The 22007-nt window shown below is 65.1% G+C and carries 19 protein-coding genes; 7 read left to right on the top strand and 12 right to left on the bottom strand.

Annotated elements, in window-relative coordinates; genetic code table 11:
* Nucleotides 1–45 precede the first annotated feature (45 nt).
* Nucleotides 46–543: a GAF domain-containing protein gene (locus tag C7450_RS28255; RefSeq protein ID WP_110377839.1), complete on the top strand. Its 498-nt coding sequence runs from the start codon at nt 46–48 to the stop codon at nt 541–543.
* Nucleotides 544–554: 11 nt separating this feature from the next.
* Here C7450_RS28255 and C7450_RS28250 read toward each other — a convergent pair whose 3' ends face one another.
* The 5 genes from C7450_RS28250 to cobF form a co-directional block, all read right to left on the bottom strand.
* On the bottom strand, nt 555–1232 hold the full coding sequence (locus C7450_RS28250) for a GntR family transcriptional regulator (RefSeq protein ID WP_110377838.1): 678 nt from the start codon (nt 1230–1232) through the stop codon (nt 555–557).
* Nucleotides 1233–1313: 81 nt separating this feature from the next.
* Nucleotides 1314–2315 (bottom strand): 4-hydroxyproline epimerase, encoded by a 1002-nt coding sequence (locus tag C7450_RS28245; protein ID WP_110377837.1) that lies wholly within the window; start codon nt 2313–2315, stop codon nt 1314–1316.
* A gap of 221 nt (nt 2316–2536) precedes the next feature.
* Complete coding sequence (locus tag C7450_RS28240; protein ID WP_245450172.1) at nt 2537–3808, bottom strand: NAD(P)/FAD-dependent oxidoreductase; 1272 nt, start codon at nt 3806–3808, stop codon at nt 2537–2539.
* A gap of 15 nt (nt 3809–3823) precedes the next feature.
* Nucleotides 3824–4720, bottom strand: a complete 897-nt coding sequence (locus C7450_RS28235) for a dihydrodipicolinate synthase family protein (RefSeq protein ID WP_110377836.1) — start codon at nt 4718–4720, stop codon at nt 3824–3826.
* Nucleotides 4721–4904: 184 nt separating this feature from the next.
* Nucleotides 4905–5735 carry a precorrin-6A synthase (deacetylating) gene (cobF, locus tag C7450_RS28230; RefSeq protein ID WP_110377915.1) on the bottom strand — a complete coding sequence of 277 codons (831 nt, stop codon included), beginning with the start codon at nt 5733–5735 and terminating at the stop codon, nt 4905–4907.
* A gap of 149 nt (nt 5736–5884) precedes the next feature.
* On the opposite strand from cobF, the gene C7450_RS28225 reads away from it, so the two are divergent.
* Nucleotides 5885–7051 carry a mandelate racemase/muconate lactonizing enzyme family protein gene (locus C7450_RS28225; protein ID WP_110377835.1) on the top strand — a complete coding sequence of 389 codons (1167 nt, stop codon included), beginning with the start codon at nt 5885–5887 and terminating at the stop codon, nt 7049–7051.
* 52 nt (nt 7052–7103) lie between these two features.
* Here the strand turns inward: C7450_RS28225 and C7450_RS28220 are convergent, their stop codons facing one another.
* A complete protein-coding gene (locus C7450_RS28220; protein WP_110377834.1) occupies nt 7104–10586 on the bottom strand; it encodes an AAA family ATPase in 3483 nt (1160 codons plus the stop codon).
* Nucleotides 10583–11851: a metallophosphoesterase family protein gene (locus C7450_RS28215; protein WP_245450170.1), complete on the bottom strand. Its 1269-nt coding sequence runs from the start codon at nt 11849–11851 to the stop codon at nt 10583–10585. Before C7450_RS28215 ends, C7450_RS28220 begins: the two co-directional genes overlap by 4 nt.
* A 196-nt stretch (nt 11852–12047) precedes the next feature.
* On the opposite strand from C7450_RS28215, the gene C7450_RS28210 reads away from it, so the two are divergent.
* From C7450_RS28210 to C7450_RS28200, 3 genes are all read left to right on the top strand, one after another.
* Nucleotides 12048–12659, top strand: a complete 612-nt coding sequence (locus C7450_RS28210) for a Ros/MucR family transcriptional regulator (RefSeq protein ID WP_110377832.1) — start codon at nt 12048–12050, stop codon at nt 12657–12659.
* Nucleotides 12659–13891, top strand: a complete 1233-nt coding sequence (locus C7450_RS28205) for an FAD-dependent oxidoreductase (protein ID WP_110377831.1) — start codon at nt 12659–12661, stop codon at nt 13889–13891. Before C7450_RS28210 ends, C7450_RS28205 begins: the two co-directional genes overlap by 1 nt.
* A gap of 268 nt (nt 13892–14159) precedes the next feature.
* Nucleotides 14160–14603, top strand: coding sequence for a Fur family transcriptional regulator (locus tag C7450_RS28200; RefSeq protein WP_110377830.1), 444 nt, complete (start codon nt 14160–14162; stop codon nt 14601–14603).
* 28 nt (nt 14604–14631) lie between these two features.
* On the opposite strand, the gene C7450_RS28195 is transcribed toward C7450_RS28200, so the two are convergent.
* The 5 genes from C7450_RS28195 to C7450_RS28175 all read right to left on the bottom strand — a co-directional run bounded on the left by C7450_RS28195 (nt 14632) and on the right by C7450_RS28175 (nt 19811).
* Nucleotides 14632–15480 carry a metal ABC transporter permease gene (locus tag C7450_RS28195; RefSeq protein WP_110377829.1) on the bottom strand — a complete coding sequence of 283 codons (849 nt, stop codon included), beginning with the start codon at nt 15478–15480 and terminating at the stop codon, nt 14632–14634.
* Nucleotides 15477–16334 carry a metal ABC transporter permease gene (locus C7450_RS28190; protein WP_110377828.1) on the bottom strand — a complete coding sequence of 286 codons (858 nt, stop codon included), beginning with the start codon at nt 16332–16334 and terminating at the stop codon, nt 15477–15479. Before C7450_RS28190 ends, C7450_RS28195 begins: the two co-directional genes overlap by 4 nt.
* Nucleotides 16334–17176, bottom strand: coding sequence for a manganese/iron ABC transporter ATP-binding protein (locus tag C7450_RS28185; protein ID WP_245450169.1), 843 nt, complete (start codon nt 17174–17176; stop codon nt 16334–16336). The genes C7450_RS28190 and C7450_RS28185 overlap by 1 nt, the downstream gene beginning before the upstream one ends.
* A 98-nt stretch (nt 17177–17274) precedes the next feature.
* Nucleotides 17275–18183 (bottom strand): metal ABC transporter substrate-binding protein, encoded by a 909-nt coding sequence (locus C7450_RS28180; RefSeq protein WP_110377826.1) that lies wholly within the window; start codon nt 18181–18183, stop codon nt 17275–17277.
* A 245-nt stretch (nt 18184–18428) separates the two neighbouring features.
* Nucleotides 18429–19811 carry an esterase-like activity of phytase family protein gene (locus C7450_RS28175; protein ID WP_245450168.1) on the bottom strand — a complete coding sequence of 461 codons (1383 nt, stop codon included), beginning with the start codon at nt 19809–19811 and terminating at the stop codon, nt 18429–18431.
* A gap of 205 nt (nt 19812–20016) precedes the next feature.
* Here C7450_RS28175 and C7450_RS28170 point away from each other — a divergent pair, with 205 nt between their 5' ends.
* Nucleotides 20017–20952, top strand: a complete 936-nt coding sequence (locus tag C7450_RS28170) for a LysR family transcriptional regulator (protein ID WP_110377824.1) — start codon at nt 20017–20019, stop codon at nt 20950–20952.
* Between the two features lie 212 nt (nt 20953–21164).
* A complete protein-coding gene (locus C7450_RS28165) occupies nt 21165–21989 on the top strand; it encodes a shikimate dehydrogenase family protein (RefSeq protein ID WP_110377823.1) in 825 nt (274 codons plus the stop codon).
* The last annotated feature ends 18 nt before the right edge of the window (nt 21990–22007 follow it).

Below are 22007 nucleotides of genomic sequence, written 5' to 3'. Positions count from 1 at the left end.
GTGCTGCCACTTCCTCTACGAGCCGAACGGAGGGAGAAGGCAGCGATGTTCGAGACGCGCGTGGTGGACAGCACTGACAAGGCTGCGTTCTATCGTGAGCTCGGTGCGCAGCTGCAGGCGCTCCTCGCCGGCGAAACGGATGCCATCGCCAATGCCGCCAACACATCGGCGCTTCTCTTCCAGATGATGCCGGGCCTCAACTGGGCGGGGTTCTACCTGCTGAAGGGCGGCGAACTCGTGCTCGGTCCCTTCCAGGGCAAGCCGGCCTGCGTGCGCATTCCCGTCGGTCGCGGCGTCTGCGGCAGCGCCGTGGCGCGCCGTCAGTCCATCGTCGTTGACGACGTCCACGCCTTCCCCGGGCATATTGCCTGCGACGCGGCCTCGCGCTCCGAACTCGTCGTCCCGTTGATCAAGAACGGCACGGTCATCGGGGTCATCGATCTCGACAGTCCCGTCCCGGGCCGTTTCGATGATGCCGACCGAACGGGCATCGAGGCGCTCGCCGCCATTTATCTCACGGCCAGCGACACGGACAGGCTGTAGGAGACGATCCGCTATTTCGGCCGGATCAACGCGTTGAGCGACGCCGATACGTTCAGGATATGCGCCTTCAGGAGCTTCGCCGCGGCGGCGAACTCCCCTTCTTCACAGAGCCGCAGGATTTCGCGATGCTCCTCCTCCGCGCGGGCCCGGGCGCCTGTCAGGGCGAGTTGCACCCGCGTATGGCGATCGCATTCCTGCAGCAGGTTGAAGGCAAGGGTCATCGACCGGGGCCTGTCGGCGTGCTGATAGAGCAGGCGATGGAAGTTCGCGTTGAGCTCGCCCCAGCGCCGCACATTGGCGTCTTCCAGCTCCCGGTCGTATTCGTCGAGCAAAGCCCGCATGCGGGCAAAGTCCTCCGGGGTGAGCTTCGGCGCCGATCGCTTCAGCAGCATCGGCTCGATCGCCGCGCGCAGGTCGAACAACTCGTCGATCTCATCGCTCGTCAGTTCGCTCACGACCGCGCCCTTGTGGGCATTGATCCGGACGAGACCTTCCGCCTCGAGCTGGACCAGCGCTTCCCGCAAGGGAATGCGGCTGATACCGAGCTCCTCCGCCAGCGCCGCCTGGCGCAATGGCTCGCCGGCGCGCAATTCGCCGTCGAGGATGCGGCGGCGCAATTCATCGGTCGCACCCTGCGCCATCGTGCGATGGTGCAAGGCCTTGCCCGGGCGGGGGGAGCCGGTCGTCATACGCGAATTACCTGGATTGAAGCCATGGGCGCTTCTGTCTCACGCGATGGTCCATGCCGCCGCCCAGCGCATTTCTGACTTTCAGATGACCTGAAAGCCATGGGCATAGGGGTCCCGATCGTCGATGAAGATGGTGTTGTAGCCGGTCGTGCGTGCCCATCCGGCGATGGAGGGAATGATCGCCGGCTTGCCGCCGACCGTCGTCGTGCGTTCCACGCGACCATGGAAGAGCGAGCCGATGATGCTCTCATGGACAAACGCCTCCCCCTCCCGCAGCCGTCCCGTCGCCGCCCAATGCGCCATGCGCGCGGAGGTGCCCGTGCCGCAGGGCGAACGGTCGATCGCCTTGTCGCCGTAGAACACGGCATTGCGCGCGGTCGCCTCAGGATGGGTCGGCGCGCCCGTCCACAGGATGTGGCTGAGGCCGCCGATTTCCGGCTTCTCGGGATGGGTGAAGCTGTAGCGCTCATTGAGCGAGCGGCGCAGCCCGCCGCTCATCTGGACGAGCTCCAAGGCCGTGAAATCCGCCATGTCGCGATAGCGCGCCTGCGGCTCGACGATCGCGTAGAAATTGCCGCCATACGCCACATCGACGGTGATTTCGCCGAGAACGGGGCAATCCGCCGTGAGCCCCTGGGAATGCAGGAAGGCCGGCACATTGGTGAGCCGCACCTCCTCGACATGCGCGCCCTCCTGCCGATACTCCGCCACGACCAGCCCGGCCGGCGTATCGAGCCGCAGCACGCCGGGTTCTCGCGGCGTGACGAGCCCGTGCTCGATCGCCATGGTGACCGTGCCGATCGTGCCATGCCCGCACATCGGCAGGCATCCCGACGTCTCGATGAAGAGGATCGCGACGTCGCAGTCCTCGCGCGTCGGGGGGTAGAGGATGGAGCCGGACATCATGTCGTGCCCACGCGGCTCGAACATGAGGCCGGTGCGTATCCAGTCGTACTCGCGCAGGAAATGGGCGCGCTTCTCGATCATCGTCGCGCCCTTGAGGTTCGGCCCGCCGCCCGACACGAGCCGCACGGGATTGCCGCAGGTATGACCGTCGATGCAGAAGAAGCTGTGGCGCGCCATGAAGGCCTCCGGTTTAGTTCTAATATGCCCTTAGAAGACTAGGATTAGCCTTGGAGGGTGTCATTCCCGGCCGAGGGCAGCAAGGCCCGCGGGGAAGGGAATCCACGGTACCCACGCCAGCCTTCGATAGTTCTGGATCCCCTTCCCTCGATCGGCTTCGCCAATCTCGCCGGGGATGACAACTGAGCGGCTCACACGACCATCTTTCATCAGCTTGCTGGTCAAAATCGTTGCGGTGAGAAGGGTGAGATATCAAGCGCCGGCGCGCGACCGGCGAGGAGATCCGCCACCAGCCGTCCGGTTGCCGCCGATTGGGTCAGGCCAAGATGGCCGTGGCCGAAGGCGTAAACGATGTCGGCGCTGGCGCGGGATGCGCCGATGACCGGCAGACTGTCCGGCAGCGACGGACGGAAGCCCATCCATTGCCGGCCGCCATCGGTCTTCAGTCCCGGCAGGAAATCCGCGGCCTTGCGCAGCATCGCCTCGGAGCGGGCAAAATTGGGCGCGCGTGTGAGCCCGCCGAGCTCGACGGCGCCGCCCACGCGGATGCCGGACGACAGCGGCGTGATGACAAAGCCATGGCCGCCGAAGATGAGTTGCCGCCGGATGTCGAAGGCGCCGGGCGGCAGGGTGGTGTTGTAGCCACGCTCCGTCTCGAGCGGCACGTCGTCTCCCAGGGCGCGTGCCAGGGGCCTCGACCAGGCGCCGCAGGCGATGACCGCCTGCCGCGCCGTGATGGTGCGGCCATCCCGGCAATCGAGAGCGACACCGCCCGCGACGGGGCGGATGGCGGCGACCTCATGGCGCGCGATGCGCCCGCCCCGCCGCACCACACGCGCGGCGAGTGCGCTGGCGAAGTCGTAAGGGTCCGACACTGTCTTCCAGCCGGGGACGAACGTGCCCGCCACGAAGCGCGGGGATAGCCCGGGCTGGAGATCCGCCATCGCGGCGCCGCGGACATGCTGGAAGGCAATGCCCTCCTGCGCGCGGGCGTCCCAGCCGGGCATGGCGGCCGTCAGCTCGGCTTCGTGCTCATAGAGTTCAAGCGATCCATCGGACCGCACCATGCCGTCGAGACCGGCTGCCGCGACGAGCGCGGCCATCTCCCGCGAGGCCAAGCGCATCAGCGCCGCCTGCGCCACCATTGCGCCGCGCACGCGATCCGGCCAGCTCGCCCGCCAGAAGCGGATGAGCCAGGGCAGGATCTCAGGCAGATAGGCCGGCGGGATGGAGAGCGGCCCCAGCGGATCGATGAGCCAGCGTGGCGCCTTGCGCATGATGCGCGGGGACGCCAGCGGCAGGATGTCCGAGAAGGCGAAGGCGCCCGCATTGCCGAAGCTCGCACCCTGCGCCGGCTCGCCCCTGTCGATTAGGAGGACGTCGCGCCCCTCGTCCTGCAGGAAGGACGCCGCCGCGATGCCGATGATGCCGGCACCGACGATCGCGACGTCAATGTCGACATGGCTTGGTGAATCGCCTGCGGCCTCGGCCACGCCCGCCCCCTCTGCTCAGCCGAAGGCCGGCAGCGCAGGGCGAACCTCCATCGCCGCCCTGATGATCGATTCCACCCGCTTGCGCGTTTCGCCGGACAGCGGCTGGCGCGGCGCGCGCACGCGCTCGTTCGAGCCGATGGCCAGCGCCTCCGCCAGCTTGATGTTCTGGACGAGATAGGTGCTCACATCAAGGTCAAGCAGCGAACGGAACCAGCGGTAGAGCGCCAGCGCCTCGGCGTTCCGCCCCTCTTTCATCAAGCGATAGATCGCCACCGTTTCCTTGGGAAAGGCGCAGACGAGGCCGGCGACCCAGCCGACCGCACCGACCGCAAGCGCCTCATAGGCGAGATTGTCGACGCCCGTCAGCACCGCGTAGCGATCGCCCAGACGATTGAAGATCTCGGTCGTGCGGCGAATGTCGTCGGAGGATTCCTTGATGGCGACGAAGCGCTTGTCCGAGGCGAGTTCCTCCATCAGGGCCGGCGTGACGTCGACGCGATAGGCGATCTTGTTGGAATAGATCATGATCGGCAGATCGCCCGCCTCCGCCACGGCGCGGAGCGTGGCGACCGTCTCGGCGTCGTTAGTCTGATAGACGAGGCTCGGCACCACCATCAGCCCGTCGGCGCCGGCCGTGGCGGCGCGCTGTGCAATCTCGCAGCTCTCGCGGGTGGAGGCCGCGGCAACCGTCATCAGCACGGGCTTACCGCCGCTGACAGCCTTGGCCGTGCGCATCACCGCGATGCGTTCGTCCAGCGTCATCATCGGGCCTTCGCCCAGCGAACCACAGACGATCAGGCCATCGCAGCCGGCATCCATCTGTAGGCCGAAGCAGCGGGTCATCTCGTCATGATCGAGAGAGCCGTCTTCCTTGAACTTCGATGTCACTGCGGGAAGAACACCTGACCACATGCCTATTCCCTCCGAAAGCAATGGAATGCGTGTCCGCGTGGCAAGGCGCGCACTGTCCGCAACACCTCGGCCAACAGCGGGAACGAGGCCGTCCGGGCCCGACACGATCCTTCAATGAATAAAATATACAATATGCAGAGCGTCGCGGCAAGCCGGCTGCTGGCGGCGGCGCCGGATTTGAAGATCAAGGCGCGCCGCACTTGGGCGGTGCGTAGGACTTGGGCGGTGCGTCGGACTTGGGCGGCGCGTCGGACTTGGGCTTGGAATCCGACTTGCGGAGGAGATAGGTGTCCATGATCCAGCCGTTCGCCGCGCGGGCCTCGCGGCGCCGGCGATCGATCTCCTCGGCGACCTCGTCGAGTGGACCGGAGATGAGAATCTCCTCCGGCGTGCCGAGATAGGCTCCCCAGTAGATCTCAAGACCTTGCCCGATGAGGCGCTTGAAGGCCTGCTCGCCGTCGAGCATCACCACCGTGTCGGCGCCTTCCGGCAAGGCCTCGCCCAGCTTTCGGCCGGTCGTCACATGCACCGGCTCGCCGATGCGGTTGAGCGCGATGCGGTGCTGGGCGGCCAGCGCCTGCACGCTCGTGATGCCGGGGATGACGGTATAGGCGAAGGGGAACGGGGCCTTCGCATCGATCGCCTGGATGATGCGCAGCGTGCTGTCATAGAGGGCGGGATCCCCCCACACCAGGAAGGCACCGGTCTCCCCTTCGGCCAGCTCGCTCTGGAGCAAGGCCGTATAACGCGCCTCGATCGCCGCATGCCAGTCGGCGACATCGGCCTTGTAATCGTCGCTCTTGGCACGCACCGGCACCGCGATCGGCACGAAGCGGTAGCCGGGCTGACGGATGAAGCGCGCGCAGATCTCCTCCCGCAGCGAGCGCAGAGCGGCCTTGTCGCTTCCTTTGTCGGGAATGAAGAAGACATCGGCCTCGTTCAGGGCCTCGATGGCCTGGACGGTGAGATAATCCGGATTGCCGGCGCCAATGCCGATAATGAGAACCTTGCGCATCCGAACCTCGCTGACCCAAGCCGCCCATGGGACGACATACAGCATCACCGGCCGTCATGTCCCGACGCCGATGGACACGGGCGGGGGGACGTCGCAGCAAAGGGTGCTATCCTCCGGCCTGCCGCGCCCGAAGCCACAGGGAATTCTTGATGCGTATCGTCGATGTCCGCGAAATGACGGCCTCGATCGCCTCGCCGATCGCCAATGCCTATATCGATTTCTCGAAGATGACCTGTTCGGTGGTGGCTGTTATCACGGACGTGCTGCGCAACGGCAAGCCGGTCATCGGCTATGGCTTCAACTCCAACGGCCGCTACGGCGCCGGCGGCCTCCTGCGCGAACGCTTCCTGCCACGCATCCAGGAGGCCGCGCCCGAGACCCTCGTCACCGACGCCGGTGACAATCTCGATCCCTTCAAGATCTGGTCGACCTTGATGACCAACGAGAAGCCGGGCGGCCATGGCGAGCGCTCGGTCGCCGTCGGAACCATCGACATGGCCGTCTGGGATGCGGTGGCCAAGATCGAGGACCGCCCGCTCTACCGCGTGCTGGCCGACCGCTATCGGGGCGGCGTCGCCGATGACAAGGTCTGGGTCTATGCGGCCGGCGGCTACTACTATCCCGGCAAGGACCTCGGCGCCCTGCAGGACGAGATGAAGAGCTATGTCGATCGCGGCTATCACGTCGTCAAGATGAAGATCGGCGCGGCCCCGCTCGACGAAGATCTCCGCCGCATCGATGCCGTGCTGGAGGTCGTCGGTGAGGGCGCCCGGCTCTGCGTCGATGCCAACGGGCGCTTCGATGCCGCGACCGCCCTCGCCTATGGCAAGGCGCTGAAACCCTATGGCCTGTTCTGGTATGAGGAGGCCGGCGATCCGCTCGACTATGCCATCCAGGCCGAGCTCGCTGAGCATTATGACGGGTCGCTCGCCACCGGCGAGAACCTGTTCTCGCACCAGGATGCGCAGAACCTCATCCGCTATGGCGGCATGCGGCCGGACCGTGACTTCCTGCAGTTCGACTGCGCCTTGAGCTACGGGCTCGTCGAATATCTCAGGACCCTCGAGGTGCTGGCCGAGCACGGCTGGTCGAGCCGGCGGGTGGTGCCGCATGGCGGCCACCAGATGTCGCTCAATATCGCGGCCGGGCTTCATCTCGGCGGCAATGAGTCCTATCCGGACGTGTTCCGGCCGTTCTGCGGCTTTGCCGACGGCATCCGCGTCGAGAACGGCTATGTCGGTCTCCCCGACGCCCCCGGCATCGGCTTCGAGACCAAGGCGGAACTCTTCGCCGTCATGCGGCAGCTCGCCGATTGATGAGACGTCCGGGCGTCCAGCCGCCGCCCGCACGTCTCACGCTAACAGCGAGCTACAGCTCGATGACGGCGGCGGCCGGACCGAGCGCGCGGGACGCTGCAGCGACGACATGCGCGTGATGGGTAAAGACGATGACCTGCGTGGTCTTCCCCAGTTCCCCGAGCAGCCGGAAGCCCGCCTCCGTGCGCCCCTCATCGAAGGTCACGAAGAGATCATCGGCGAGGAAGGGCAGCGGCGTCGCCCGCCCGGCATGGTCGATGATCGCGGCGATCCGCAGGGCGAGAAAAAGCTGGTCCGCGGTTCCTTCCGACAGGGCATCGACACCGAGCAGCCGCCCGTCCCGCAGCGCGCCAAGGCGCGGCGGGTCCTCGTCATAGTCCACCGCGATCCCGCTCCAGCGGCCGCCGGTCAGCGTCGCGAAGGCCTGTGACGCCCGCTCGACGATCGGGCTCTGGTGCTGCTGGCGGTAGCGCTCGATAGCCGCGGTCAACAGCCGCGCCGCCACATGATCGTGGGTGAAGCGCTCGATGGCCTCGGCGATTTCCGCGACGGCGTCCTGCTCCTCCTGGGCCATGCCGGCCGCGCCCGCACGCCGTTCCAGCATCTCCACGGCGGTCCGCGCCTGCGTGTCGCGCTCAATGGCGAGATCGCGCGCGTGACGCGCCTCCTGATGCGCCGCAGACGCCTCCGCGATCCCCCGTGCGAGGCTGTCGTCATCCTGGTCGGCGATCGCGACGCGCATCTCCTCCTCGCTGCCGGTGCCGCGAATATCCGCGAGGCGCGCGCGCGCCTCTCCGAGGCGCAGCGTGGAGGCCTCGGCCGCCTCGAGCCCTTCGATCACGCCGGCCAGCATCGCGGGATCCGCCAGATCGGCGAGCGCCACCTGTTCGTCCAGGGCCTGCCGCGCACGCTCCAGGGCGATATCGGCGGTTGCGGCCGTCCGCCGCCGCGCCTCCAGCGCCTCACGCGCAGCGTCGGCTTTCGTGCGCGCCTGCCGCGCCACATCGAGCCGGGCACGCAGGGATCTGGCAACGGAGAAGGCATCGTCTTCTACCGCCGCTGCCCCGGCCTGCGCGGCAAGGGCCATGGCATGATCGACGAAGGCATCGCGATCACGCTCGATGCCGGCAACGCGGTGCTCGGCCGTGCCCAGCGTTTCGGCAATGGTCAAGGCCTGCCGCCACAGGTCAAGCGCGGCGCGCGCTTCTTCCGCGGAGGCCTCGCTCCGGATGGCGAGCGACGGGAAGATCGCCGCGGCTTCCCTTGCCAGGGCCTCCTTCTCGCGCGCCAGATCCTCGCTCCGCCGGGTGATGTCGACGCCATTCTCGCCGAGGCGCTGCAGGTCGCGCTCGTAGTCGCGCGCGCCGAGAAAGCGCTGCTCGAGCTCGGCGACCGCGTGGCGCACCTCGGCCATACCGCGCGAGGCCGCCCCGGGATACGCATCGTCGATCGGCGGCAGCCCGAGATCCCGACGCAAGGCCCCGATCTCGGCACGGTCGGCACGCGCCTGCTCGCGCAGGATTTCGCTGTCCGCCGCATCCCGGCGCAGCGCCGCATGGGCCTGCCGGATCGCCGCGACCTCGCGCAGGAGCGCTGGCGCGCGATCGTCCGCGGCAGGCGCCAGCGCAACGGGCGCCCAGAGCGCAGCCCATTCGCCAAGGCGCAACCCTTCCTCACGGATCGCATCCTGAAGGCGGCCGTCGGCCGCATCGCGGCCGGCCCGGAGCTCCGCGATATCGAGCTCCGCACGCGCGAGATCGGCCAACCGTTTGGCCTCCGTCAGCCGATCGTCGGCCAGTTGATCCGCAGCCACGACGGCCCGCTCGAAAGCCAGCGCGGTCTCGGCATCGGCGGCCCCGGCACCGCGCTCGCCGGAGGCCAGCGGCCGCAGGTGGCCCCACAGATCGTCGCGCGCCTGCCGCGCCGCGGCGATGGCGGCCTCGGTGGGCGCCGGGCGCCCCGCCAGCAACAGGGCCAGGCGCGCCTCCGCCCTGGCGAGCTGCTCGCGAAGATCGGCCGCCGCCTGGCGATGCCGCGCGACATGCTCGGCCGCGTGGCCGGTGCCGCGCAGGCAGGCTTCGGCCGCCGCCAGATCGGGGAACGGCGCACCCGCCAAGGCCTCGAGATCGGGGACGCCGATGCCGAGGCGGGAGAGGCGATCGCGAAGCTCCGCCTGCCCGACCTTCAGCCGGTGATCGAGGGATTGCACCGCCCGCTCGCGTTCCTCCGCACCGTCCAGGGCTGCGAGGCGGCGCCTGACCGGCGCAGGATCGGCCACATGGCCGAGCTGAGAGCGCGCAGCTTCGACCTTGCGGCTGAGATCGGCCAGTTTCGCCTTGTCTCGTCCAAGGGCCCCAGCCAGCGCGCTCCAGGCGCGCAGCCCATCGACCAGCTTGTCCGCCCGCGCCAGGAGAGGCGGCGCCGGCTTCAGCGCCAGCAGCGCCGCGTCGTCGGTGAGGCCGAGACCAAGGGCCAGCGCCTTCAGCGCCGCCCGGGCTTCAAGGACTTCCGCGCTCCGCTTCGGCAGACTCGCAAGCTCGCGCGCGACGGCGGCACGCTCCTCGTCACAGGCCGTGACCGCCTCGCTCAGCCCCAGGAAGGCATCATCGAGCGCAACGGCGTCCAGCGCCGCCTGGGCCGCGCGCTGTTCACCGGCCGCCCGCTCGGCCGCCGCGCGGGCTTCCTCGAAATTGGCCAGGAGGCTCTTCACCCGCCGGACGAACCCCGGGGGAACGATGGGAAGATCACCCATCCCCGCTCGCGCGGCGAGCTCCGCATCGATGATCCGCAGTTCCCTTGCGCCGCGCGCCAGGGCCTCCGCACGCTGGAGGGCCAGCGCGGCCTCGATTTCCGCCGCCACGGCCTGTTTGCGCAGGCCGGCGCAATGCTCCGCCTCCTCGCGCACCTTCTTGACCTCATCGACGCGCACTTCCTCCTCCCGCACGCGCCGTTGGGCCTGGGCGCGCCGATCCAGCGCACGGTAGAGCCCCTGCGAGGCGCTGCGGCGATCCGGATTGAAGATCTGCACCGCACTGTCCCTGAGGCGATCCCGCAAGGTCGTGACCTGACTGAGGCCGGGGGCTGCGGCGAGCAAGGTCTCGGCCAGATCGCCCCCGCCGGCGAGCAGCTTGCGCCCGCCCTCGCGCAGTCTTGCCTGATCGAGGCCAAAGATCTCGAGGAAGGCGCGGCGATCATAGGCGCCGAGAAACGGCGCGAGACAATCGCCGGCCAGCACGGCGTCTGTTTCAGGATCGACCAGGGTCTTGTCGCGGCGCTTCAGGCGGGCGAAGGACAAGCGCCGGCCATCGGCCCCCTCGACCGTCGCCGACAGCCGCATAGCCTTGTATTCGTGGAGGAAGTTGAAACGGGAGCGCTCCTCGATGCCGAACAGGGCATCCGTGACGGCCGCAAGGGCGGTCGTCTTGCCCGCCTCGTTGGCGCCCTGCACGACGACGACCTGTGCCGCAGGATCGAACTCCAGCCGGCGATCCGTGAAGCGGCCATACCGTTCCAGCCCGAGCGACAGCAACTTCATGGCCGCTCTCCCCCGCCGAGGGAGGCATCGGCAAGCCTTGCAAGGATAACCTCCTCCGCCGCGGCGATGGCGCTGGCGGCGATGGCGTCAACGTCAGCCTCCGTCCAGCCGACGAGGGCGGCTGCATCGGCGGGCGCCTTCATCCGCAGGTCGCCCAAGGTTTTCGCGATCTCGGCCCGGAAGGCCGGGTCGGCGGCGGCAGCGGCCAGCACCGCGGCGAAGTCACCGAGCGCGGCGTGATCGGCGGGAGGTCCCGCAGGCCTTGACGTTTCGATGCGGACTTTCTCGATCAGGATGTCGGGCCCGACCTCCCAGGCCAGCGCCTGCATGTCCTCATTCACCTGATCGGCCTGGGCGCAAAGCTCGGCATGAAGCAGCGTCGCCCCGGAGAGGCTGAGCCTGAGCGCGAGAGGGCGCCCGCCGGCGCGATGATGGGCCTGGCCGATCGCCTCGCGCGCCGTTGCCATGAGCGCGGCCTTCTCGGCGAGGCCACCAAGATCGATACGCGCGTGATCAAAGCGGGCGGCATCGAGCGTGAGCGCCTCGACCGCGGTGACGCGGCCCTCCTTGACGGTGACGAGGGTCGCCCCCTTCTCCCCTATCTCGCGCGCATGCCTGCCTTGCAAATTCCCCGGAAAGACAACGAAGGGATGCTCGGATACGATCTCGCGCTTATGGACATGCCCAAGCGCCCAATAGTCATAGCCGGCCCGCTGAAGGTCCTCGATAGAACAGGGGGCGTAAACGTCGTGACCGTCGCGGCCCGTTAGCGATGTATGCAGTACACCGATATTGAAATACCCAGGTTGAGCCGGAGGATACGAGAGAGCCACATTGTCCGGCACGTGGCGGTTGGCGAAACCGCGGCCGTGCAGCGCCACACGCAGCGGCTCGATCGTGGTTGTCGCCACGGACCGGACCGAGAAACTGTAGACGTTCGTCGGAAGCGGCAGATTCCGGGTGATGACCGAATCAGCATCGTGATTGCCGCGAATCAGAAACACGGGAATATCGGCCTGCGCAAGGCGCCCCATCTGTCTGACGAAGAATTGACCCGTGGCATAATCCCGCCAGTCGCCATCATAGATGTCGCCGGCAATAATGAGGAAGGCTACCCGCTCGGATATCGCGGTCGTGACCAGATTGTCGAGCGCCTGGCGTGACGCTTCAATGAAGGCGCCAGCTAATTCCCCGCGCCGTGCAAGTCCACGCAGAGGGCTGTCGAGGTGCAGATCGGCGGCATGGAGAAATTGAAAGGACGGCACTGACATGTCGTGATGAATAGGATTGTTTTGCATCGCTTTGCAATCTGCTGTCGCGTATCGTCGCAGGCGCCTTCATTCTTATAGGGCGTGACCCAATGTGATTGCGATCCCTGAATTTTGGCATCAGGGGAAGAAAAAAAGCATTGCCGGGCAATCTAATGTTTGAAATTTTCGCAAAATCAGCGAAATAGTCCCTATGTCCATCCGCACCAACCACCCCTTAAATATCGAAGAGGATAGAACTTTGACCACGCCTACGGAACAGACGGACACGAGCGATCTGGTAACGCTCTCCGCCGATGTCGTTTCGGCCTATGTTTCGAACAATCTCGTCCCGGCTGATGAGCTGCCGAAGTTGATCGGCGAGATTTACTCTGCGCTGATCGCCCTGAATGCACCATCCGTCGCTGCGAGCGAGCCGAAGCCCGAGCCCGCCGTGCCGGTGCGCAAGTCGATCACGCCGGACTTCATCATCTGCCTCGAAGATGGCAAGAAGTTCAAGTCGCTGAAGCGCCATCTACAGGCCCACTATGGCCTCACCCCGGCTGAATACCGCCAGAAATGGGGCCTGCCGGCTGACTATCCGATGGTCGCGCCGAACTATGCCGCGACCCGCTCGGCGCTGGCACGGGCCTCCGGCCTTGGCCAGATCCGCGGCGCCCGCGGCAACGAGCCAGCTCCTGCCGTCGAGGCGGCCGCGCCTGCCCCGGAGGCCTCGCCCAAGCGTGCTTCGCGAAAGAGCAAGGCCGAGCCAGCAGCGGCGCCGGCTCCCACCAAGCGTTCGCGGAAGACCAAGTCCGCTTCGTGATGGCCGGCGGCCCAGCCAGGATCAAGACCGGCTGCGCAATTGCCGGGGCGGGTCCGGCAGGTCTCATGCTGGGGTTTCTCCTGGCCAGAGCCGGGATCGACGTTGTCGTCGCGGAAAGACACGGGGACTTTCTGCGTGATTTCCGCGGCGACACCGTTCATCCTTCCACATTGGAAGTGATGCACGAGCTCGGACTGCTCGACGGCCTGCTCGCCCTGCCCCATACGGAGGCGCCGACGCTTCACGCAACGATGGGCGGCGCCAACGTCACCATAGCCGATTTCTCCCGCCTGCCGACGCGATGCCGCTTCATCGCGTTCATGCCGCAGTGGGAGTTTCTCAACTATATCGCCGCGCAAGCCGCAGCCTTTCCCAATTTCCGCCTCCTGATGAACACCGAGGTGGAAGCACTGTGCGAGGCCGGCGGCACAGTCACAGGGGTCTGCGCCAGAACAAGCGAAGGTACTGTCGAAATCTCGGCGCCGCTTGTCATCGGAGCCGACGGGCGCAATTCCCGCATACGGGAGCGCGCCGGCCTTGAGGTCGAGAGCTTCGGCAGCCCGAGCGACGTCCTGTGGATCAGACTGTCGCGCCAACCCGGCGACCCGGTGGAGACCATGGGCCACGCCGGCCCTCGCCAGGGCTTCGTCATGATCGACCGGGGCGACTATTGGCAATGTGGCTATGTCGTCCGCAAGGGCAGTTTCGCTGATGTTCGCGCCCGTGGACTGGATGCCTTCCGCCAGGAGGTCGCATCGGTGTCGCCGCTTCCTGCCGATCGGCTGGACGAGATCACGTCCTGGGATGATGTGCACCTTCTCAGCGTCCGCATCGACCGGCTGAAGCGCTGGTGGCGTCCCGGCCTCATCTGCATCGGCGATGCGGCCCATGCGATGTCGCCGATCGGCGGCGTAGGCGTCAATCTCGCCATCCAGGATGCTGTCGCCGCGGCCAATATCCTCACCCGGCCGCTGCGCGAGGCGACCTTGACCAATGATGATCTCGCCGCGGTCGAGGCGCGCCGTCGCTTCCCCACCCGCGCGACTCAGACGCTGCAGTTGATGATGCGGCGCGACAAGCGCCGTCGCGAAGGCGATGACAGCCGGCGCTCGCGGCCTCCGGCCTTCATGCGCGGCATCGCCCGATGGCCGGTGCTCGCCCATCTCGCGGGCCGGCTGATCGGGCTGGGCTTCCGGCCTGAACACGTCAGAGCATCGCGTTACACAGCATAGTGGTTCGACTCCGACATTTGCATCCGCCCGATACCACCCTCGGAGCAAATGTTGGAGTCAAGAAAACCACTAGCAAGTTATTGGTTCTAGTGGAGCTTTTGAATTTGACATTTGATCTGGAGCTTGATGTCAGGCGGGACTCAAATGTCAAATTCGCTCCACTAGCCGGGGACCGCAAGGGCAAGCTTTGCTTTTGTCATCGCGGCGCGTTTGCGCTAAAGCGATCGCAGTGCCCCAATTCACCGGTTGAATCGCTATACGGAATACAATGAAGTTCGGGACGGATATCGCCACGCTATGCCGGGAAAACGGGCTGCGGCTGACGCGCCCCCGCCGGATCATCATGAAGGTGCTGTCGGAGACGACGGGCCACCCGGACGTTGTCGAGCTCCACCGTCAAGTCAACGCAATCGACCCGGGCATTTCGATAGCCACTGTTTACCGCACCGTCAGCCTCCTGCAGGACAAGGGCCTCCTGGAGCGCCATACCTTCAACGACGGGCGCGCCCGCTATGAGGCGGCGGATCATGGCCATCACGACCATCTCATCAACGTCGAGACGGGCGACGTCATCGAGTTCCATTCGGACGAGATCGAGCGACTTCAGGAAGAAATCGCACGCAAGCACGGCTACAGCATTGTCAGCCATCGGCTCGAAATCTATGTGAAGCCGCTCCCGCGCAAGAGATCCGGCCGAACAGGGCAGACTTGAGGCGCTCGACCGTCGGCGAGATCAGGTCCTACACGTTCACGTCTCCGGTCTCCATGCGCGCGGCCCTGCGGGTCGCAACGATGAAAGCGACGATGAACATCAGGGTCATGAGGAGCACGATGGTCGGCGCCGGCGCGCTGTCGATGAAGAACGACAGATAAACGCCGCCGAAGGAAGCCAGAACGGCGAGCGCGATGGCGAGCAGCAGCATGTGGCTGAACCGGCGGGTCAGGAGGAAGGCGATCGCACCGGGGGCGATCAGCATGGCGATGGCGAGGATAATGCCAACCGCCTTGAGCGCGCCGACGATCGTCAAGGAGATGAGGCACAGCAGCCCATAGTGCAGCAGCCGCACGGGCAAGCCGACAGCGCGCGCCTGGGCTGGGTCGAAGGCGTGCAGAAGAAAATCCCGCCACTTCAGCCCGAGGATACCCGCCGTCACAGCCGCGATCCCAGCCGTTTCCGCGATATCACGCCATCCGACCCCGAGCATGTCGCCGAAGAGGATGTGGTCGAGATGGACGTCGGACTGGATCTTGACATACATGACCAACCCCAGGCCGAACATGCCCGAGAACACCACACCCATCACCGTATCCTGTTTGACCCGGCTGTTGTCCTTCAGGAAGCCGGTTGCGACGGCGCACAGCATGCCGGCGGCAAAGGCCCCGATCGCATAGGGAAAGCCGACGATATAGGCGATCACCACGCCGGGAAAAATAGCGTGCGAGATCGCATCGCCCATCAGGGACCAGCCCTTGAGCACGAGGAAGCAGGAGAGCATGGCAGCCGGCACCGCCACCAGCGTGGCGATGACGAGCGCATTGACCATGAACGCGAACTGGAACGGCTCGGCCAGAATGGTGACAATGTTCATGAGCCCGCCTCCACCGCCTGCGCGGCACGCCGACGTGCCGCGAGCATGCCGTGCTTGGGCGCGAAGACGAAGGCCATCAGGAAAATCAGGGTCTGCAGTACAACGATAATTCCGCCGGTCGCCCCGTCCATGAAATAGCTTGCATAAGCCCCGACAAAGCTCGTCAGCACGCCGATGACGACAGCGATGAGGAGGAGCCGCGGAAACCGATCCGTGAGCAGGAAAGCCGTGGCGCCGGGTGTCACGACCATGCAGATCACCAGAAACGCCCCCACGGTCTGCAAGGCGGCCACCGTGGATGCTGCCAGGAGGGTGAAGAACATCACCTTGAGCGCCGTCGTCTTGATGCCGATGGAACGCGCATGGCTTTCATCGAAGAAGACGACCATCAGATCCTTCCATTTCATGAGCAGCACGGCGAGCGAGACAAAGCCGATGATGGCGAGCTGCAGCGTGTCTTCGGGTGTAATCGCCAGAATATTGCCGAGCACGATCGTCTGGATATTTACGGCAGTCGGCGACAACGACACCATGAAAAGGCCAAGCCCGAAGAAGGACGAGAAGATCAGACCGATGATGGCATCCTCCTTGAGCTTGGTCCGCTGGTTGAGGAACAGCATCACCGCCGCCGCCAGGCTTCCGGAGAAGAATGCGCCGATTGAGAAGGGCAAGCCGAGCATGTAGGCCCCCGCCACGCCGGGCACGATCGCATGCGACAGCGCGTCGCCGATGAGCGACCACCCCTTCAGCATGAGATAGCAGGACAGGAAGGCGCAGACCCCTCCAACGAGCGCCGAAACCCACATGGCATTGACCATGTAGTGATAGGAAAAGGGCTCCAGCATGAGGTCCATCAGCCCTGGCCCCCGTTGCGTTCGGTCCGCGTGCGGGGGACGAGCTGGCCATCGCGCAGCACCAGGGGCCGCTCGTCGTCGGTCAGCACGCCGACCGGCTTCTGCCTGCCATCGGCGCCGTCATGCAGCACGAAATGGCGCAACACGCCACCGAAGGTCTCTTCCAGATTGGCCTGGGTAAAGGTTTCCGCTGTCGGACCATAAGCCAGGACCGTGCGGTTGAGCAGCACCGTACGGTCACAGAATTCCGGTACGCTGCCGAGATTATGGGTCGATACCAACATCACTCGCCCCTCCTCCCGCAGCGAGCGCAGAAGGCCGACGATGGCATCCTCGGTCTTCACGTCCACCCCGGTGAAGGGCTCGTCGAGCAGGATGACCCGCCCGTCCTGGGCGAGCGCGCGCGCCAGGAAGACGCGCTTCTTCTGGCCGCCTGAGAGTTCGCCGATCTGGCGCTTGCGAAATTCACTCATGTTGACACGCGCCAAGGCGGCCGAGACCGCCTCGCGATCGGCCGCCTTGGGAATACGCAAGAACCCCATATGCCCGTAGCGGCCCATCATGACGACATCTTCCACCAGAACGGGGAAGTTCCAGTCCACTTCCTCGCTCTGCGGCACATAGGCCACGAGGTTCTTCTTGAGCGCGGCATCGACGGACTGGCCGAGAATGGAAATTTGGCCCTTCGCCAGGCGGACGAAGCCCATGATAGCCTTGAACAGCGTGGACTTGCCCGAACCGTTCACGCCGACGAGGGCGGTGATCGTGCCGGTCGGGATTGTGAATGTCGCATCGCGCAATGCGGTATGGCCGTTGCGATAGGTGACCGTCGCGCCCGTCACGGACAATCCCTCGCCAGCGACGGGGCCCGTGCGGGCTAAGGCGGCTTGGGCTAAGGCGGCTTGGGCGTGTTGGGCGGCGACAGCTTGGGGCATTGCATTCACTGGGCAAGTCCCCTGGCGACCGTATCGGAGGTGACACGCAGAAGATCAATATAGGTCGGCACAGGACCATCCGCCTCGGTCAGCGAATCGACGTAAAGCACACCACCGTACTTGGCCCCCGTCTCACGCGCCACTTGTCTTGCTGGCTTGTCGGAGATGGTGCTCTCGGAGAAGACGACCCTGATCCCGTTCTTCCTGACGGCATCGATAACCTTGCGAACCTGCTGGGGCGTGCCCTGCTGGTCGGCGTTGATCGGCCAGAGATAGATCTCCTTCAGGCCGAAATCGCGGGCGAGATAGGAAAAGGCACCCTCACTCGACACCAGCCAGCGCTTGTTCTCCGGAACGGCCGCGAGCTCGGCCTTGATCGGATCGATCGCCGCAGTGATCCTGGCCTTGTAGGCTTCGGCATTGGCCCGATAGGTCTCTGCGTTCTTAGGATCGTATTTGACGAAGGCATCGCGGATATTGTCGACATAGATCAGCGCGGCGGTCGGTGACATCCAGGCATGGGGATTGGGTTTGCCGGTATAAGGCCCTTCGCTGATGCTCATCGGTTCCACACCCTGTGACACCACGACGCCAGGCACATCCTTGAGGTTCTGGAAGAACCTCGCGAACCAGAGTTCGAGATTGAGCCCATTCCACAGGATGAGCTGCGCGCCCTGGGCCTTCTGGATATCGCCGGGCGTCGGCTGGTAGTTGTGAATTTCCGCACCGGGCTTGGTGATGGATTCGACCACGGCCGCATCGCCCGCCACGTTTTTGGCGATATCGGCGATGACGGTAAAGGTTGTTACAGCCTTGAATTTGTCCTCGGCTGTCGCCGGTGAGGCGGTGAGAAGCGATGCCGCGGCGAGACCCAACGCCCCCGCCAGCACTGACCGCCTTGCCCAACCCATCATCGATTTCTCCTTATTGCGATTAAGTCGCATTACAAAAATGCCCATCCCGGAGCTTTTTTGCAAGTGCGATCCATTCGCATTTGTAAGAAAGTTTTTCTTAAATCAAAGTGATCAAGGAAGCGCGGTGTCGGAAGCCGGCCCCTGACGCTCACCTCAGTCGACCCAGCGGAGAGGAAGACCCCCTGAATCGAAAGCGCCTCCGGATGGCTCCGGAGGCGCTCCATTTGTGCAGATGTGTCGCGCGATCAGCGCGCCTTCAGGAAATCCGCGACGTCCAGCAGCACGAACTCGTTGTCATCCTGGATGTTGGGTTCGCGGCTCGAAGAGAATGGCAGGTTGTTGTCGTTGCCGACGATGATGTGACGGTCGTCGATCAGATCAACGTCCTCGATGGTGAAGAAGGGGAAGGTCAGCACATCACCGTTCAGCGGTTTGCGTGCCTTCTTGTTCGGATCGGCGATCTTCATCAGATCGATGTAAGCGACTTTGCGTGCCAAGCCGTTGGCGTTGGCATCGTTGAGCTCCACCTTGTAGATGCGCTTGAACTTGGCGATATCGGCAAAGCAATCCGGACGCTTCTGGCCTTCGGGGCAAGCCTTGTCGGCCGTGCCTTCACCGTTATCGCGCTCGATGATCAGGCCCATGGCCGGGTCGATCATGTTGAAATCGCCGATGGCGTTGCCGTTTTGCTCGAGAACATATTTCCAGTGACGGCCGGTCCACGCCCCGGCGGCAACATCGAACTCCAGGATACGCAGATATTCCTTGCCATCAGCCGTCTTTTCCCAGTCCTTCTTCTCGGCGTCCCACAGGGGACCTTCGAGCAATGGATAGAGGAAGCGGCCGTCCGTCGACGCCGCCATGCCCTCGTAGCCCTTCGAGCGGCGCACGTTGAAAGCGACCGGCTGATTGGGCGCAGCCGGCGTCGTGACGGCATAGTGATCGGGCGAGCGGGCCGGCTTGCCGTCCACCATCGTCTCGATGACCGCCTCGACCTTGCCGGTCATGTCCGCACGGATGAGATAAGGGCCGAACTCCTCGCCGATCCAGATCCTGTCGCCGATGATCTGGAAGCTTTCGGGATCGAAATCCGAACCCGTGAGGTAGCGCCTGTCGGTTCCCTCGTTGGCAATGCGGAACGGCACCTTCTTGTCGGGATCGCTCAGGAAGACGGTTCCCAGGCGCTCGACAACGCCCTTGTCCCAGTCGATGCGGTAGTGGTTCAGATAAAGCATCGAATCCGGGGAATTGGCCTTGGCGCCCATGCCGTTGTCGGTCAATACCCAGAACGTGCCGTCGGCCATCTTCTTGATGCCGGAATGGCCCTGCAGCGGTTGGCCGGTGAACGGCAACTTCAGGCCGGTGGGACGTCCGTTGGACAATCCCTCGACCGTATCGACCGCGTCGACGCGCTTGCCGGTCGTGAACTTGCCCGATGTCCTGAGATCGGCAGGAGCATCCGCGGGCGCCGCGACAAAGCTCTTCGCGGGCAGGATGGCATGACCCGCAAGCGTTGCAGGAAGGGGCTGTTGGGCAGGAGCAGGCTGTTGGGCAAGAGCGGGCTGAGCAAGAACGGTGGTCGCGAGCACGGCGGTCAGCGGCATCGCGCGTAGGAGACGGACCATCATCGAGTGAGTCTTTCTTCGGGTCGGGAGTGAGCCGACAGGTTGGGGCTGACGCATGTCGCCCCGTTGACAGCAGAATGACTCCTCGATGACGATCCCCTATAGCGGCGATGGTCGGAAGGCGCGCGGCCCGGCAGATCAGCGCCAGACCCCCGCAATCTGAAAGAATGATAGTGATGAGGCGATACGACGGTTCTCCGAGGACGCGATGCTGACGCTCCGGCAAATCGAGATCATTCGCGCAATCATGGTCACCGGCAGCATCGCCGGTGCAGCGAAGCTGCTGAACGTCTCGGCGCCGGGCCTCAGCCGGCTGATGAAATATACCGAAGCTTCGCTCGGCGTGCGCCTCTTCGACCGACGCGCCGGGCGCTTCGTTCCGACGACAGAGGCCCGCCACATCTTCAATCTGCTCGATTCGGTGCACGGCAAGATTGCCGATCTGCAGGCGGCCATTGCCGATCTCGGCCGCGGGACAAGCCAGGAGCTGCGCATCGCATCGGTGCCGAGCATCGCCAATGTCATGCTGCCGCGCGCTGTCGCGCAATTGCGCCTGCGCTATCCCGATCTCGGCCTCGACATCAATATCCTCAAGATCGAGGAGGCGATCGACTATCTGCTCTTGGGGCGTGGCGAGCTCGTCGCGATTTCTTCGCGCTTCGATCACCCGCTGATCGAATTCGCCCTGCTGGCACGCGGCAGGCTGCTCTGCATCGTCCCGCAGGACAGCCCGCTCGCGGCACGAGACCGCATAACTCCGGCCGAGATGGCCGAGCATCCGTTGATCGGCATCGATCCCCGTGATCCCTATGGATCGATCATGGCGGCGATGTTCACCGAGGCGGGCATAGACTATCGCATGAACATCAAGGCCCGCTTCGGCACGACCGTGTGCAGCCTCGTCGCCGCCGGGCTTGGTATCGCGATCATCGACGAATTCACGGTCGCGCACAACGCGGTCCGGGGGCTGAAGAGCCTTGAGATCGACGCCGAGAACGCCTTTTACACCTACGCGGCCTATCGCAATGACCTGCCCCTCTCCGCCTATGCAGAGCAGTTCCTCACCCTCCTACGCGCAGACATGACGGCATGGTCACAGCGCTCGCGGCCCATGATCAGGAGCGCCGCCGAACGCCGACCTTAACATCATGTTATGCTTCCCCAAGGATTTGGTACGCGATATCAGCGTTCAATTCGGCTAGCATCGCCTCAACCAAGAATGCGTGCAGAGGGACATGCAAGGGCCATGAGGAAGGGCGCCAGGGAATTGCGGAACAGTGCTGCGCGGACATCTTCGTCCTGCCGGTGCGACGGCTTTTGCACTGTACGGTGGCTTGTCTCGCGCGGAACCGGCCGATGAACGGTTTCCTGCCCTCGGGCTCCACACGTCTTTTTCCCGTCGTCGGAGACCCCATCGCCCAGGTGCGCTCGCCAGGCGCGATCACGCGCATTCTGGAAAGGCGCGGCATCGATGCCGCCGTGGTGCCCATGCATGTCGCGCAGGCCGACCTGCCCAGGCTCTTCGACACGCTTCTGGCCGTACGCAACCTCGACGGCCTGCTCGTCACGATTCCGCATAAACATGCCGCTGTGTTCGCCTGCGCAACGCTGACCGAAGGGGCCGCCTTCGTCGGAGCCGTCAATGTCGTGCGGCGCGCACCGTCGGGCTGGCATGGCGACAACACGGACGGCCGCGGCTATGTCGACGGCCTCGCCCAAAATGGCTTCGCAGTCATCGGCAAGCGTGTCCTCCTCGTCGGTGCCGGCGGTGCAGGATCCGCGATCGCGCTGGAGATGCTTGAGCGCGGCGCGGCCCAAGTCCTCATCCATGACCGCGATGAGACGCGGCGCGATGCGCTGATTGCGAAGCTCGCGGAGCGTTTCCCTGGCGGGGTGACGCGCGGCAGCGCCGATCCGTCCGGCTTCGACCTCGTCGCCAATGCCACCCCGATGGGTATGCAGCCGTCGGATCCGCTGCCGGTCGATGTGTCGCGATTGCAGTCGTCACAGTTCGTGGCCTGCGCGGTTACGAAGCCTGAGGTCCCGCCACTCATCACAGAAGCCCGCCGGCGCGGCTGCCGGACCATGACCGGCGCCGGAATGTTCGACGCGCAGGCCGAGATCCTGACGGATTTCCTGCTGGAAGAGGACATGAAGACGGCTTATCGGGGAACTTGCTAACGTTCTGTCTCCTGAACG

This window comes from Chelatococcus asaccharovorans, assembly GCF_003201475.1.
GTDB classification, from domain to species: Bacteria; Pseudomonadota; Alphaproteobacteria; order Rhizobiales; family Beijerinckiaceae; genus Chelatococcus; species Chelatococcus asaccharovorans.
This window is presented reverse-complemented; position numbering and strand designations above follow the sequence as displayed.